Origin of the sequence: Streptomyces sp. HmicA12 (assembly GCF_000373565.1) — a bacterium.
Taxonomy (GTDB): Bacteria; Actinomycetota; Actinomycetes; order Streptomycetales; family Streptomycetaceae; genus Streptomyces.
Genome location: NZ_KB891797.1, coordinates 47,151 through 61,521 on the forward strand (window position 1 = coordinate 47,151; position 14,371 = coordinate 61,521).

The 14,371-nt window shown below is 69.9% G+C and carries 19 protein-coding genes; 16 read left to right on the forward strand and 3 right to left on the reverse strand.

The features are described 5' to 3' along the window. The first annotated feature begins 65 nt into the window (after nt 1-65). The 9 genes from B072_RS0100245 (at nt 66) to B072_RS0100285 (ending at nt 5,893) form a co-directional block, all read left to right on the forward strand. On the forward strand, nt 66-794 hold the full coding sequence (locus B072_RS0100245) for a DUF2993 domain-containing protein (RefSeq protein ID WP_018527917.1): 729 nt from the start codon (nt 66-68) through the stop codon (nt 792-794). Nucleotides 795-985: 191 nt separating this feature from the next. Continuing rightward, on the forward strand, nt 986-1,066 hold the full coding sequence (locus B072_RS49900) for a putative leader peptide (protein ID WP_350310325.1): 81 nt from the start codon (nt 986-988) through the stop codon (nt 1,064-1,066). A gap of 133 nt (nt 1,067-1,199) precedes the next feature. After that, a complete protein-coding gene (locus tag B072_RS0100250) occupies nt 1,200-2,045 on the forward strand; it encodes a sulfurtransferase (RefSeq protein WP_018527918.1) in 846 nt (281 codons plus the stop codon). Nucleotides 2,046-2,079: 34 nt separating this feature from the next. Then, nucleotides 2,080-2,367, forward strand: coding sequence for a DUF1416 domain-containing protein (locus tag B072_RS0100255; RefSeq protein WP_018527919.1), 288 nt, complete (start codon nt 2,080-2,082; stop codon nt 2,365-2,367). Nucleotides 2,368-2,441: 74 nt separating this feature from the next. Further along, on the forward strand, nt 2,442-2,762 hold the full coding sequence (locus tag B072_RS0100260) for a DUF3099 domain-containing protein (protein ID WP_267880611.1): 321 nt from the start codon (nt 2,442-2,444) through the stop codon (nt 2,760-2,762). Next, complete coding sequence (locus B072_RS0100265; RefSeq protein WP_018527921.1) at nt 2,726-3,607, forward strand: hypothetical protein; 882 nt, start codon at nt 2,726-2,728, stop codon at nt 3,605-3,607. Before B072_RS0100260 ends, B072_RS0100265 begins: the two co-directional genes overlap by 37 nt. A gap of 218 nt (nt 3,608-3,825) precedes the next feature. Then, nucleotides 3,826-4,398 (forward strand): FABP family protein, encoded by a 573-nt coding sequence (locus B072_RS0100275; protein ID WP_018527922.1) that lies wholly within the window; start codon nt 3,826-3,828, stop codon nt 4,396-4,398. Between the two features lie 36 nt (nt 4,399-4,434). Continuing rightward, complete coding sequence (locus B072_RS0100280; RefSeq protein ID WP_026245300.1) at nt 4,435-4,878, forward strand: Fur family transcriptional regulator; 444 nt, start codon at nt 4,435-4,437, stop codon at nt 4,876-4,878. 34 nt (nt 4,879-4,912) lie between these two features. Continuing rightward, on the forward strand, nt 4,913-5,893 hold the full coding sequence (locus B072_RS0100285) for a YgfZ/GcvT domain-containing protein (protein ID WP_043243137.1): 981 nt from the start codon (nt 4,913-4,915) through the stop codon (nt 5,891-5,893). Nucleotides 5,894-5,914: 21 nt separating this feature from the next. Here the strand turns inward: B072_RS0100285 and dtd are convergent, their stop codons facing one another. Further along, entirely contained in the window at nt 5,915-6,340 is a 426-nt protein-coding gene (gene dtd / locus B072_RS0100290; protein WP_026245301.1) for a D-aminoacyl-tRNA deacylase, read from the reverse strand. 179 nt (nt 6,341-6,519) lie between these two features. Here dtd and B072_RS0100295 point away from each other — a divergent pair, with 179 nt between their 5' ends. Then, nucleotides 6,520-7,113 (forward strand): ABC transporter substrate-binding protein, encoded by a 594-nt coding sequence (locus B072_RS0100295; protein ID WP_202539322.1) that lies wholly within the window; start codon nt 6,520-6,522, stop codon nt 7,111-7,113. Nucleotides 7,114-7,426: 313 nt separating this feature from the next. Continuing rightward, complete coding sequence (locus B072_RS0100300; protein WP_018527927.1) at nt 7,427-8,692, forward strand: GNAT family N-acetyltransferase; 1,266 nt, start codon at nt 7,427-7,429, stop codon at nt 8,690-8,692. Nucleotides 8,693-8,751: 59 nt separating this feature from the next. Here the strand turns inward: B072_RS0100300 and B072_RS0100305 are convergent, their stop codons facing one another. Continuing rightward, a complete protein-coding gene (locus B072_RS0100305) occupies nt 8,752-8,937 on the reverse strand; it encodes a hypothetical protein (RefSeq protein WP_018527928.1) in 186 nt (61 codons plus the stop codon). 214 nt (nt 8,938-9,151) lie between these two features. Here B072_RS0100305 and B072_RS0100310 point away from each other — a divergent pair, with 214 nt between their 5' ends. Continuing rightward, nucleotides 9,152-10,075: a winged helix-turn-helix domain-containing protein gene (locus B072_RS0100310; RefSeq protein WP_078506231.1), complete on the forward strand. Its 924-nt coding sequence runs from the start codon at nt 9,152-9,154 to the stop codon at nt 10,073-10,075. A gap of 42 nt (nt 10,076-10,117) precedes the next feature. On the opposite strand, the gene B072_RS0100315 is transcribed toward B072_RS0100310, so the two are convergent. Then, entirely contained in the window at nt 10,118-10,309 is a 192-nt protein-coding gene (locus B072_RS0100315; protein ID WP_018527930.1) for a hypothetical protein, read from the reverse strand. A gap of 220 nt (nt 10,310-10,529) precedes the next feature. On the opposite strand from B072_RS0100315, the gene B072_RS0100320 reads away from it, so the two are divergent. The 4 genes from B072_RS0100320 (at nt 10,530) to B072_RS0100335 (ending at nt 14,348) form a co-directional block, all read left to right on the forward strand. Beyond that, the gene (locus B072_RS0100320) at nt 10,530-11,486 is read left to right on the forward strand and encodes a winged helix-turn-helix domain-containing protein (protein WP_018527931.1); all 957 of its coding nucleotides are present in this window, start codon (nt 10,530-10,532) and stop codon (nt 11,484-11,486) included. Then, entirely contained in the window at nt 11,435-12,247 is an 813-nt protein-coding gene (locus B072_RS0100325; RefSeq protein ID WP_078506232.1) for an HAD family hydrolase, read from the forward strand. Before B072_RS0100320 ends, B072_RS0100325 begins: the two co-directional genes overlap by 52 nt. Before the next feature lie 194 nt (nt 12,248-12,441). Next, a complete protein-coding gene (locus B072_RS0100330) occupies nt 12,442-13,326 on the forward strand; it encodes a GntR family transcriptional regulator (protein ID WP_018527933.1) in 885 nt (294 codons plus the stop codon). A 131-nt stretch (nt 13,327-13,457) separates the two neighbouring features. Continuing rightward, the gene (locus B072_RS0100335; RefSeq protein ID WP_026245305.1) at nt 13,458-14,348 is read left to right on the forward strand and encodes a GntR family transcriptional regulator; all 891 of its coding nucleotides are present in this window, start codon (nt 13,458-13,460) and stop codon (nt 14,346-14,348) included. Nucleotides 14,349-14,371 lie beyond the last annotated feature (23 nt).

Genomic DNA, 14,371 nt, shown 5'->3' on the forward strand with positions numbered 1-14,371 from the left:
CGACAACTTCGTGACAACTCACCACCGCACACCGGAATTACAGGTCGTCCGCGTACCCTCCGGGCATGCGCGCACTGCGAATACTGCTGATCCTCGTCGTCGTGCTCGGCGGCCTGTTCGTGATCGCCGACCGGGTCGCGGTGAACTTCGCCGAGGACGAGGCGGCCGACCGGATCCGCACGAGCGAGGGGCTGACGAGCACCCCGTCGGTGTCCATCAACGGCTTCCCGTTCCTGACCCAGGTCGCCGACGGCACCCTCGACGACGTGACGATCGGCATCAAGGACTACGACGCGAAGAGCGACGGCGACAGCATCCGCATCGCGGACCTGAGCGCCGAGATGCACGGCGTGAAGTTCGACAGCGGCTACAGCTCCGCGACCGCCGGCTCGGCCACCGGCACCGCCCGCATCTCCTACGCCGAGCTCCTCAAGGCCGTCCAGGAGCAGGCCCCGGCGCAGGTGGCGCCCGGTGTGACGGCGAAGCTCGCCGGCCTCGCGTACGGCGGCGGCGACAAGGTCAAGATCACCGTCGAGGTGAAGACGCCCCTCGGCACGGTGCGGCCCACCGTCCTCAGCACCGTGAAGGTCGCCGACGGCAAGGTCACCGCCCGCGCCGACAGCCTGCCGGCGGTGGGCTCGATCGACCTGGCCGAGGGCCCGATCCGGGCGGTCACCGACTTCCGGCAGGCGATCGACAACCTCCCCGCGGGCATCAAGCTCGACAAGGTGCAGGCGGCCGAGGACGGCATGGAGATCACGGTGACGGGTTCGGACCTGCGCCTCGTCGGGTAGGGACATCACGACGGGCCGTCCGCAGTTCGAGACGGAGCTGTCCGCACAGCAGGAGTGAGCGGAGCCACAGCGGGTCCCCGGCCCGGCGGCAGCGGCTCCGCGGGGCGCTCCATCCCACATTGTGGGCGATCTCGTCTCATTATTCGACACGTCGGTGACACGGCCGCCGATGCGTCCTTACGATCGGTGGCATGAAGCGACAGGCGGACCTCACGAAGCGGCGGGCAGTAGACCTGTGCCGCGTCGCCGCCATGCTCTGTCGCACCTTCTGAGCGGGCAGGCCGTCCCTCGGTCGACTCCCGCTTTCCCCGGCCCCTCGAGGCGAGACGAACGACTCGGGGCCACCGTGCGCATCCGCACACACCCGTTCCGCATGCCTGCCGCAACTGCCCCGGAGGAAACAGCATGAGCCGCAGCGACGTCCTGGTCGACGCCGACTGGGTCGAGGCCAACCTCGACAACGACAACGTGGCCATCGTCGAGGTGGACGAAGACACGTCCGCGTACGACAAGAACCACATCAAGAACGCGATCCGCATCGACTGGACCAAGGACCTCCAGGACCCGGTCCGCCGTGACTTCATCGACCAGGCCGGCTTCGAGGAGCTGCTGTCGAAGAAGGGCATCGGCAACGACACGACCGTCGTCCTCTACGGCGGCAACAACAACTGGTTCGCCTCCTACGCGTACTGGTACTTCAAGCTCTACGGCCACAGCGACGTGAAGCTCCTCGACGGCGGCCGCAAGAAGTGGGAGCTCGACTCCCGCGACCTGGTCGACGGCGCGCAGGTCCCGAACCGTCCGGCCACCCAGTACAAGGCCAAGGCCCAGGACACCTCGATCCGCGCCTTCCGCGACGACGTCGTGAACGCGATCGGCTCGCAGAACCTGGTCGACGTGCGCTCGCCCGACGAGTTCTCCGGCAAGCTGCTCGCCCCGGCCCACCTCCCGCAGGAGCAGTCGCAGCGTCCGGGCCACGTCCCGTCCGCGCGCAACATCCCGTGGTCGAAGAACGCCAACGACGACGGCACCTTCAAGTCGGACGACGACCTCAAGGCGCTCTACGCCGAGGAGCAGGTCGACCTGGCCAAGGACTCCATCGCGTACTGCCGCATCGGTGAGCGTTCCGCGCTCACCTGGTTCGTGCTGCACGAGCTGCTCGGTGTCGAGAACGTCAAGAACTACGACGGCTCGTGGACCGAGTACGGCTCGCTGGTCGGCGTGCCGATCGAGCTCGGCGCCAACAAGTAACCCCCAACCGACCTTCAACTTCTAGGAGTTCAGCATGTGTGGAGCGAAGGCCGGCGGCCCCGACGCCTCGACGATCAAGCCCGGTGAGACCACCATCCAGGGTCAGGTCACCCGCGACGGCGAGCCGGTGACGGGCTACGTCCGTCTGCTCGACTCGACCGGTGAGTTCACCGCCGAGGTCCCGACCTCGGCCACGGGCCAGTTCCGCTTCTACGCGGCCGAGGGCACCTGGACCGTGCGCGCGCTGGTCCCGGGCGGCACGGCGGACCGCACGGTCGTCGCCCGGACGGGCGGGCTCGCGGAGGTCGCGATCGCCGTCTGAGCGATCACTCGTGACGGCTGAAGGGCCGCACCCCCGGGGGTTGGACGCCACTGGTCGGGGTGCGGTCCTTCGGCTTGTCCCGAGCCGCTTTTCCGGACCCGCTTCGGCGGGCCCGCCGGGCTTACGCTGGAGACATGTACGCGCGGCGGAAGCACCTGTACTTCGCCATGATGGGCGTCTGCATCGCCCTCTTCGTCCTGGCGTGGGGCGTCGTGCGGCTCTGGTCCGTTCCCGTCGCCGTCGGCATGTGCGTCGTGGCCATGGTCATCCCGCCCGTCGCCGCCATCGTCGCCAACCGGCGCGGCCCCGAGGACCGCTGGTGGGACGACCCTTCGGGGGACCCGAAGTCCGACGACTGGTGGGACGAACTGGACGGCAAGAGGCGGCACCGCTGACGGACCAGACGTACCAGCCCCAGGAACCCGGGGTCGTCGCCCTGCCGCCGCTGCCCGACTACGCGCCCGCGGTCGCCCCGGCCGCCCCCAAGGACCGCCGCGTGCTGCGGGCCGTCCTGCGCTGGACCGCCGCCGTCGTCGTGTTCGCGGCCGTCGGCGCCGGGGTCACGTACGGCGTCACCGAGCAGAAGCGCGGCGACCTGCCGGGCCTCGCGACCGAGAGCGACGGCCGCTGGCCGTACCCGCGGATCGAGAAGCCGCCGCTGCCCAAGGGTGCCCCGGCCCCGTTCGCCGAGGGCAACGCCCGCGAGGAGCACTTCGCCGACCTGCGGAAACTGGTCCTGCCCGCACCCCAGGGCGCCAAGGAGGACAAGGAGCTCGCAGGGAAGGACGGCTGGCTGTCCACGTCCGCGTACCTCTCGGAGTACGGGAAGGAGAAGCGCCGCGATCTCGCGCAGACCCTGAAGGACGGCGGCCTGCGGCACATCGCGGCCCGCGGCTGGACCATGCCCGACGGCACGCGCACCCGGGTCTACCTGCTGCGGTTCACCACGGGAGCGTTCACCCGCGACTACCGCGCCCAGCTGGACACCAACCTGGCGATCCCCAGGGGCGTCGAGAAGTTCGACCAGGACTTCAACACCTTCCAGGGCGGCGGCAAGGCGGTGCGCTACACGACGCTCTTCGCCTACGCCGAGCAGAAGCCCTACGGCAAGGAGCGCGTCCGGTACGCGTACATCGAGGCCGGTGACGTCCTCGCCCTGGTCGTCCAGTCGGACGACGGACACGGCCCCACGATCCCCTTCCGGCAGACCGTGGCACTGCAGAACCAGCTGCTCGGCTGACCTCGCCGAGTGGGCCGGGCCCCGCACGACTACAGTGGGGCCCGGCTCTGTAACCACGTATCCGCAAAGTTGCGCTCACCGAGGAGCACCCGTGCTTGAGGCTTTCTTCTCCGCTCTGCTCGTTCTGGTCTGCGTCGGCGTCCTCGCCTTCGCCGGTCTGACCGTGAAGAAGCTGTACCAGGGCCAGCGCTGACCTACCCGACCTGATTGAGCACCCCATGATCCAGATCCCGTCGGACCTGCACCCCGACCTCGTTCCGCTCGCCTTCCTCCTGGGCAACTGGGCAGGCGCGGGCGTCACCGACTTCCCGGGCGCCGAGAAGGCCAACTTCGGCCAGGAGGTCTCCTTCACCCACGACGGGCGGGACTTCCTCGAGTACCACTCCCACACCTGGGTCCTCGACGCCGACGGCAACAAGGTCAAGCCGCTGGAGTCCGAGTCCGGCTTCTGGCGCGTCGGCAAGGACCGCAAGGTCGAGGTCGTCATGGTCCGCGACGACGGTGTCGTCGAGGTCTGGTACGGCGAGCTGGCCGACAAGAAGCCGCAGATCGACCTGGCGACGGACGCCGTCGCGCGCACCGCGGCCTCCGGGCCCTACAGCGGTGGCAAGCGCCTGTACGGCTACGTGAAGAGCGACCTGATGTGGGTCGGCGAGAAGCAGACCCCCGAGGTTCCGCTGCGCCCCTACATGTCGGCCCAGCTCAAGAAGGTCGTCTCCCCGGAGGACGTCGCCGAGATGGCGCGCAACCTCCCGGACATGCCCGACGACGGCATCGCCTTCTTCAAGTAGTCATCGCTTTTTCCAAGTGGTCCTAGACTCGTGGGTGTGGTGAGCACCGACTGGAAGAGCGACCTGAGGCAGCGCGGCTACCGGCTGACGCCGCAGCGCCAGCTTGTCCTCGAAGCCGTCGACACCCTTGAGCACGCGACCCCCGACGACATCCTGAGCGAAGTGCGCAGGACGGCGTCGGGGGTCAACATCTCCACCGTGTACCGGACCCTGGAGCTCCTGGAGGAGCTCGGGCTCGTCTCGCACGCGCACCTCGGCCACGGGGCGCCCACGTACCACCTCGCCGACCGCCACCACCACATCCACATGGTGTGCCGCGACTGTACGAACGTCATCGAGGCCGACGTCGACGTCGCCAAGGAGTTCACGGCGAAGCTCCGCGCCGAGTTCGGCTTCGACACCGACCTCAAGCACTTCGCGATCTTCGGCCGGTGCGAGAACTGCGCGGCTTCTTCCTCCGGGGAACGGGCTCAGGAATAAGCGGCTCCGGCCCGTCGTCGTAGTGTGTGTGAACATGCAGCGACTTTCACCGAGCAGCCCCCTGCTGACCCTGCCCGGCGCCGTCCCCGGCGAGGGCGTGGACGAAGGCGTCGCCGCGCACTACGGCGACCTGTTCCGCGAACAGCGTTCCCTCGCCGACGGGTCCGGCATCGTCGACCTCTCGCACCGCGGGGTGCTCACCGTCACCGGTGACGACCGGCTGAGCTGGCTGCACCTGCTGCTCACCCAGCACGTCAGCGACCTTCCGGCCGGCCGGGCCACGGAGGCGCTGATCCTGTCCGCCAACGGACACATCGAGCACGCGCTGTACCTCGTCGACGACGGCGCGACGACGTGGCTCCACGTCGAGCCCGGTACGCAGGAGGCGCTTCTCGCGTACCTGGAGTCCATGAAGTTCTTCTACCGGGTCGAGGCCGCGGACCGGACGGCCGAGTTCGCCGTCGTGCACCTGCCGGCCGGATCCATCGCGCCGGTGCCGGACGGGGTGGCGGTGCGCGAGACGGCGTACGGCCGTGACCTGTTCCTGCCGCGCGACACCCTGGAGTCGTACGCGGCCGCCAACGGCCCGGCGGTCGGCCTGCTCGCCTACGAGGCGCTGCGGGTCGAGCAGCACCGGCCGCGGCTCGGCTTCGAGACCGACCACCGCACCATCCCGCACGAGCTCGGCTGGATCGGCACGGCGGTGCACCTGCAGAAGGGGTGCTACCGGGGCCAGGAGACCGTCGCCCGCGTCCAGAACCTGGGCAAGCCGCCGCGGCGCCTGGTCTTCCTGCACCTGGACGGCAGCGAGGTGCACCTGCCGCCGCAGGGCGCCGAGGTGCGGCTCGCGGCGGACGGCCCGGACGGCCGCAAGATCGGTTTCGTGACGACGTCCGTACGCCACCACGAGCTCGGCCCGATCGCCCTCGCCCTGGTCAAGCGGAACGTGCCGCTCGACGCACCGCTCATGGCCGAGGACACGGCGGCGGCGCAGGAAGTGGTCGTCGAGCCGTAGCTCGCGTGCGCCCTGCGGGGCTCACATCTCCAGCAGGACCGTGAACGGGCCGTCGTTCGTCAGGGACACCCGCATCTGCGCCCCGAACCGGCCCGTCGCCACGGTCGCGCCGAGCGCCCGCAGCTGGGCCACGACCTCGTCGACCAGCGGCTCGGCGACATCGCCGGGCGCGGCCGCGTTCCACGTGGGGCGGCGGCCCTTGCGGGCGTCGCCGTAGAGCGTGAACTGGCTGATGACGAGCAGCGGGGCGTCGATGTCACTGCACGACTTCTCGTCGGCGAGCATCCGCACCGACCAGAGTTTGCGGGCCAGTTGGGCCGCCTTCTCCCTGCTGTCCTCGTGCGTGACGCCGACGAGGACGCACAGGCCCTCGCCCTTGATCTCGCCCACCACTTCTTCGTCCACCACGACGCTCGCGCCGTCCACCCGCTGTACCACTGCTCGCATACGGCCATCATGCCGTGCCCGCCGTGGCGCGTTTCCGAACCCCCCATCCGGGGCCGATATGGGGCACTCGGTCACGAAGTGGCCACGGGGAGTGGCACCATGCTCACACGTGATGCGCCACGGGTGTATCGCGGCGGTCCGGTCGAGGGGACGGTAAGCAGACCATGGATGCCCATGCCATGAGCCACACATCGAGTACGGGGCTGCCCGGGGAGCGCGTTCGCGTCTCGCTGACGCGGGTGGCCCGGCCGCCCGCCCAGCGCACCGACAGCCCCGAGCTGCCGCCCGCCCCCGCGCCCGACATCGCGGCCCTGCGCCTGCCCGAACTGCGCACGCAGCGCCGCGACGCCCAGCAGGACGAAGCCGATCTCAGTTACGTGCGGCGGCTGTTGCAGGGGCGGATCGACATCCTGCGGGCCGAGTTGGCCCGGCGCCGCGATCCGGAGTCCCCGGTCGTGGACCGGCTCTCGGAGATCCTGCGGGACCAGCCCACGCGCTACCGCTCGTCGGCCCGGCACGTCACGCTCGGCACTCCGCGCAGCGAGGAGTTCCGGCGGCTGGCCTCGGAGATGCTCTCCGAGGTCGAACTGTCGGATCTGGGGGCCCGCACGGACGACGAGCTGCACGCGGCGATGGGGCGGCTCGTCCGGTACGAGCAGCAGGTCTCCCGGCGCCGCCAGGTCCTGCAGCGCGTCGCGGACGACTGCAGCGCGGAGATCGCGCGGCGGTACCGGGAGGGCGAGGCCCAGGTCGACGATCTGCTCGGGGGGTGAGCTCGGCTCCGCCTCGGGGTGCGGGTCTCGTCGTGGCCGGGGTGCGCGGTTCCCCGCGCCCCTTTCGCCTGTACGTCTGCCCGGTTCCTGTTGCGTGGGCGGCCGCGGGCCGGTGGTCCTGCTTCGCGCGGTTCCCCGCGCCCCTGAAGGCGAGCTCCGCTCGCCCCAGGGGAAGCTGCGCGCAGCGCATGCTTCAGGGGCGCGGGGCTGTGTCCATCAGCCGCTCGGCCGCCGGGCGCGAGAAGCCCCAGCGGCGCGCAGCCGGCGAACAATCCGCGGGACACCCCCAAGGGGGCCCGCCTAGCGTGGTCCCATGAGCGACATCGACGTACGGCACATCACCGAGGACGAATTCCCCGCGTGGTGCCGCGCCCTGAACACCGGATTCCTGCGCCCCCCGACCGTCTCCGACGAGGACGTCGCCCGGCGCCGCCCGCACTTCGACCTGACCCGGGTCCGCGCCGCCTTCGCCCCGACGGGGGAAGGGGCCGGCACCCGCCAGGTGGCGACGTTCCGTTCGTTCGCGCAGGAGTTGAGCCTGCCCGGCGGCGGCGTCGTCCCCGCCGACGCGATCTCGAACGTCACGGTCAGCCCCACCCACCGCCGCCGCGGCCTGCTCAACCGCATGATGGCCGCCGACCTCGCCGAGGCGAAGGAGCGCGGCGACGTGGCCGCCACCCTGAACGCCGCCGAGTACCCCATCTACGGGCGGTACGGCTTCGGGCCCGCGACCCACACGATCCGCTGGGAGATCGACGTACCGCGGTCCGGCCTCGACGTGCGCCGGGCGGCGCCCGACGACGGCGGCCGGGTCGATCTCGCCGACGCCGAGGAGGTGCGCCGGGTCGGGCCCGCGCTGCACGACGGGGTGCGCGGGCGGATCGCGGGCGTGGTGTCGCGCGACGACTACTGGTGGCAGCTGAACACCGGACTGCTCCCGACCCCCGAGGAGCCGTGGCAGGAGCCCTTCCACGCCCTGTACCGCAATGACCGGGGCGAGGTGGAGGGGCTGGTGTCCTACCGGGTCGACGCCCGGTTCAACGACGCCGTGCAGCCGGTGTGCACCGCCCAGGTGCTGAACCTGTTCGGGCTCACCCCGGCCGCCGAGCGCGCCCTGTGGCACTACGTCTGCTCGGTCGACTGGGTCACGACCGTGAAGACGGGCCTGCGCGCGACCGACGACCTGCTCCCGGACTTCCTGCCCGATCCGCGCGCCGCCCACGTCGTGTCGCGGGCCGACTTCCTGTGGGTGCGGATCCTCGACGTCGTACGGGCCCTTGAGGCGCGGTCGTACGAGGCGAGCGGCGAGCTCGTCATCGAGGTGCACGACGCGGACGGGCTCGCCGGGGGACGGTTCTCGTTGGCGGCGGCGCCCGGCGGCGCGGTCTGCGCGCCGAGCGCCGCGGCTCCCCAACTCACCCTGGGTATCGGTGAACTGGGGGCGCTGTGGCTGGGCGGCGGCTCCGCGGTGCGCCTCGCCGCCCTGGGCCGGGTGGTGGAGGAAGAGGCGGGCGCCGCCGCCGTTGCCGACGCCCTGTTCCGTACGTCGCGGCGACCGTGGTGCCCCGACGTGTTCTGAACTGTGCGGGTGGTCCGAGACCGACCGGGCTCCCGGCTCCCCTCCGGAAGGGAGCCCGGTCAGCCGCTCTGGGCGAGCAGCATCACGAGGACGACCGCTCCGATGCCGCTGATCACGGTGTTCTTGGCCTTCAGGCCGACCGAGAGCACGATGAAGGCGATGATCCCCATCGGCCCGTACTTCCACTGGATGAGCTGCTCGAATCCGATGGCCAGCGCGGCGACGAGAATGGCGAAGACCGGCATGCTCCTACCCCCTTGGGTTGAGAGTGGTGACCAACTCGCCCGACCTTTCGGTGACGTAGACCAACCGGTGTGGTCGACGCCAACCCCCGAGGTTGTCCGACCATGTCGCTCAAGTTGGTCACCAACTCACTGACTCTTATCTCCGCTGAAGCGCGACTCATAACCACCTTTCTTTCAACTCCCCGAAGATGGCGGGAAGTTGTAGCGTTGGAATGTGAGCGTGGAGCATGCCGCCGTCAATGGACGGCCAGGGCCGCAGCGGGCGCAGTGGACGTACCGCGAAGTGGCCGACGAGCTGCGTGCCCGGATCCGGTCCGGGCTTCTGCGTCCTGGCCAACGGATGCCTACGCAGGCTCAGTTGGCGGACGAATTCGGGGTGGAGCGATCCGCGGTGCGGCAGGCGCTGCGCATTCTGCAGGCCGAGCACCTGTTGGCCAACGTTTCCAAGGGCAGCCCGGCCACCGTCGCGGAGAACACCCAGCCGGCGTTCAACGGCCCCGGTGCGCCTCCGCAGCCGACGATGGTGGGGCTCGGACCGCGGATCGCGGCCGCCTTCGCCCAGCCCGACGTGGAGATCGACGCCCTGTGCCTGACGTCGGTGTCCCTCACCCTGGCGATGGGGGAACCGCTGCGGCACATCCACGCGGGCCGTATGAAACCGGCCAAGGTCCGGGTCCGGGTGCTGATGCCCAGCCGGGACATCGATCTCGCGTTCCCGGCGCCGGCCGCCGCACTGGAGGCCGCGGCGGGGGCGGCGGTGGGCGGCCGACTGCGGCGCAACTGGCTCGCGCAGCGCAACGCGCAGGGCCAGGTCCTCCGGCACAACCTGCTGGCCCTGCGCGCCACGCACGGCATCGACGTGCAGGTCGCGTTCCGGGCGCTGCCGTTCACGCCCCCGGTCAAGCTCTATCTGCTCAACAACACCGAGGCGCTGTTCGCGTACTACACGCTGAGCCTGCGGGGGACGCAGATCGACCACGAGCGGGTCGACGTGTACGACGCGGAGGGGGTGCAGCAGATGCTGTTCGCGTTCGACCAGAGAGCGGGACTGCGCGACACCACCTTCGTCGAGCAGTCCCACCTGTGGTTCAACAGCCTGTGGAACACGATCAGTTCGGACCTGACACTGGGTGCGTGAAGCGGTGTCAGGTCCGGTTCCCAGGGGGATGATCAGTGATGATCAGTGGAGCGCGGGGCCGGCCACCATGATCGCGAGCAGTACGCCGCCGATGGAGCTGCAGGTGGCGTTCCTGGCCTTCACGCCGATGGCCAGCAGGAGCAGTCCCGCTATGCCGGCCGGCCCGTAGTGCCACTGGACGAGCTGCTCGAAGGTGATCACGAAGGCCGCGGAGAGGAGGCTCAGGAAGGGCATGACGGTTCCTCCTTCATCGGCTTCGGGTGGTGCTTCGGGCGAGTGCCCTGTGTCAGTTGGTCTCCGTGCCCGCCAGCGAGTGCCACCTCGCACCAACTGACCGCCAACTACAAGATAGTTGTCCCCGCTTGGTCGTACGAGATAAACAAGGTTCCAACAACTCCCGCCAAATCAAGGGAAGTTGTACCGTTTGGTTGTGACCCGGGAGAGCGTGGCAGACATGGCGGACATGGTGGAGACGGCCGGCGCGGCGGACGTGACACTGAACGGCAGCCGACGGAAGGGCGCGCCGGAGATCGCCGACGACCTGCGCCGACGCATCCGGTCGGGCGAGCTCAGGCCGGGTGAGCGGCTGCCCACCCAGGCGGCGCTCGCCGAGGAGTTCGGCGTGGAGCGCGGCACGATCCGCCAGGCGCTTCAACTCCTCGAAGCCGATGGTCTGTTGAGCAGCCGCAGCAAGGGCAGTCCGCCGCGCATCGCCACCGCGGGACCGGCCCGCGACGAGCCGCAGCCCACGATGGTCGCCCTCGCGCCCCGGCTGGTCGAGGCGTTCCACGCGCCGAAGGTGCGCATCGACGCGGTCTGCATGACCTCCGAGACCCTGATGATGGCCCTCGGCGAGCCGCTCCGCCTCATCCACGAGGGCCGGATGCGCCCGGGGAACATCGACGTCCGCATCCTGCTGCCCGGCCGCGACATCGACCTCGCCTTCCCGGTCCCGGTCCCGGCCCCGGACCACACCGTCAGCTCCCACCGCACCCACCACACGGACCGCGGCGACGGCAGCGAGCGCACGGACCAGCAGGCGGTCCACCAGCGCTGGCTCGCCACGCGCAACGCGCAGGGCCAGGTTCTGCGCCACAACCTCCGCTCGCTGCGCTCCTCGCACGGCATCGACGTACAGGTGACCTTCAGGGCCCTGCCGTTCACGCCCCCGGTGAAGCTCTACCTCCTCAACGAGCAGGAGGCGCTCCTCTCGTACTACATGGTCACCAAGCGGGAGGAGGAGATCGACAGCGGCACCAAACTGGAGATGTACGCGGCCACCGGCACCCAGGCGCTGCTCTTCTCCTTCGAGAGGCGCGCGGGCCACCGCGACCGGGCGTTCGTGGAGGAGTCGCAGAAATGGTTCGACGCGCTCTGGGCAACCATCACCTCCGACCTGACACTCTCCTAGTGACTTCAGATGTGGTGAAGCAGACTGACGCCGTGACTGATTCTGTTGCCGAAGAGACAGAACCGCACGGGGAGTTGACCGGGCTGGTGCGAAGGGCGCGGTACGTGCTCTTCGACTTCGACGGGCCGATCTGCCGGCTGTTCGCCGGCCGTCCGGCCGACCTGATCGCGCGGGAACAGGTGGACTGGCTCGACGCCCAGGGACTCGGGGAGGCCCTGACGGCACAGGAGCGCGTCGACACGGACCCGCACAGCGCGCTGCGCAGCCTGGGCCTGCAGCGCCCGCGCAGCGACCTCGTCGTGGAGATGGAGAAACGTCTCACCGCGGAGGAGCTGCGCGCCGTCCCCACGGCCTGGCCCACCCCGTACGCGGACCCGCTGATCCGCACCTGGACCGCGATGGGCGCGCGGCTCGCCATCACCACCAACAACTCGCCCGAAGTGGCGAGACGTTACCTGGAGGGCCGCGGCCTGTCCGGCTGCTTCCACCCGCACGTCTACGGCCGCACCCAGGACCTGACCCGCCTCAAGCCCGACCCGTACTGCCTCCACCGCGCGCTGAACGCCATGGGGGCCGCGCCCGCCTCGGCGCTGATGATCGGGGACACCCCGACGGACTATCTCGCGTCGCGCGCCGCCGGGGTCGAGTTCCTGGGCTACGCGCGTAATGAACGCAAGGCGGGGCTGCTGCGGGACGCGGGGGCCCGGGTGCTGGTGGGCTCGCTGGAACCGGTGTTGGGGGCGTTGCGGGCCGCCAGGTGAAGAAGGCGCACCCCGGTGAAGATCGCGCGCGGGTGAAGAGGGCCGAGCGCGGATGCGTTCCGCCAACTCCGGGTACGTCATCCCACCCCTGTGACCTGCACCCCTGCCATCCCTCTCGGTAAGTCGGGTGGAGTTGGTCGCCAACTGTCGTAGAGTTGACGGGACTTGGCACTGTGGGACGGGAGTGGGTCGCAGTGAGCGAAAAGGGCAGTCTCGTTCCCCGGGCCACCTCCGAAGAGATCGCCGATGTGCTGCGGGAGCGGATCAGGTCCGGGGTGCTCAAGGCGGGAGACCGGCTGCCCACGCAGGCGGCGCTGACCGAGGAGTTCGGGGTCGAGCGCGGCGCGGTGCGCGGGGCGCTGCAACGGCTGCAGGCGGACGGCCTGTTGGTCAACGTGAGCAAGGGGAGCCCGCCGCAGGTGGCGGCCTCCAAGGAGACGGTGTCGGCCACCTCCCGCTCCGCGCGCAGCATCCTCGGCCCGCACCTGGTGGAGGCGTTCGAGCAGTCGCACGTACAGGTCGACGCGGTCTGCCTGACGGCGGAGACCCTGATGCTGGCACTCGGCGAGCCGCTGCGCCGCGTGTACGACGGGTCGAGCCGCCCGGAGTCGGTGCATGTGCGGGTGGTGCTGCCCAGCCTGGGCCAGGACCTCGACTACCCCCAGCCGGAGAAGGGCTGGGGCCACGACGCCTTCCTGGACGACGCCGTACGGGCCCGCAGCCGCGCCCAGCTGGGCGCGCAGCGCACGGTGCTGGAACACAACCTCGCCGGGCTGCGCAGGGCGGGCGAGATCGACGTACAGGTCGAGTTCCGCGAGACGCGCGGCACGCCGACCCGGAAGGTGTACCTCCTCAACCGCCAGGAAGCGCTCATCGGCCACTACATCCCGGGACGCTTCCTCCGCGAGGTCGAGGACTACGAGGGCGCCAACCCGGTCCCGCTCTGCGACGTCGAGGGCTTCGACACGGCGATGTTCGTCTTCGCGAAGGCCAGGAGCGCGACGGAGGCCGCGTTCGTGGAGGCGGAGCAGACGATGTTCGACGGCATCTGGGAGCACGTGGCGCGGGGTCGGGCCTGAGCGGTCCAATGGGACTGTTTGGCTGCGATTGGTCTCGCCCTGGACCGGAGATCGCTGAGGAACTCGGCTTCTGGAGACGGAAGTTGACTGACTTCGGTATGCGGTCGGGCTGACGGAGGTACGTTCCCCCTGTGACGAGGGGCCGGAGCGGTGGCAGCGGCGGCAAAGAGGTCTTCCGTGTCGTCGAGGAGTTGCGCAGTCGCATAGCCGGCGGTGTCTACCCGACCGACTCGCTCCTGCCGCCCCAGCGAAGGCTCGCCGACGAGTTCTCGGTGTCGAGGGACACCATTCAAAGGGCCTTGGAGCAGCTGAAGGCCGAGGGCTGGATCGATCCGCGTCAGGGCAGCGGCACCCGGGTCGTACAGCGAGTGCTCAGAGAGCAGCAGGTCCAGGCGTACACCGCGAAGGCGGCGGTCGAGGGCCGGGTGTCACTGCGTGAGTACTTCGACGAGGCGTTCTCGGAACCGGATGTCCTGCTCGACGTCTACAGCCTCACCTCGGAGTCGCTCGACACCCAGGTGAAGGGGCAGATCGAGCGGATCAGGTCCGGGTTGACGGCTCCGCAGAGCATCCGCATCCGGATGCTGCTGCCCGCGGAGTCACTCGATCTGCCGTATCCGGTGGCCGTGGATGATCCGGACGGCCCACTGACCGCCCGCTTGAAGGGGCGCCTGCTGGACATCAGCCATCTCCACAGTGCGTCGATACGGACGGAACTGCGTCAGCTCCAGGCCGAAGGGCTGGTGGAGTCCACGGAGATGGAGATCCGTCATGTGGCCCTCACCCCGGCTTTCAAGCTCTACCTGATCAATGGCGCCCAGGCGCTGCACGGCCCGTACGAGGTCATCGAGCGGCCGATCGTCCTGGACGACGAAGAGGTACGGGCGCTGGACGTCCTGGGGCTGGGCGCCAAGCTCACTCACTACGCCAAGGACCCGGGCCACCCGGACTCGCGCGGGTCGGTCTTCCTCGCGTCCTGGCAGACGTGGTTCGACTCGGTGTGGGAGAAACTGGCGCGCTGAATCGGGCCCGGTTCGAACGCCGG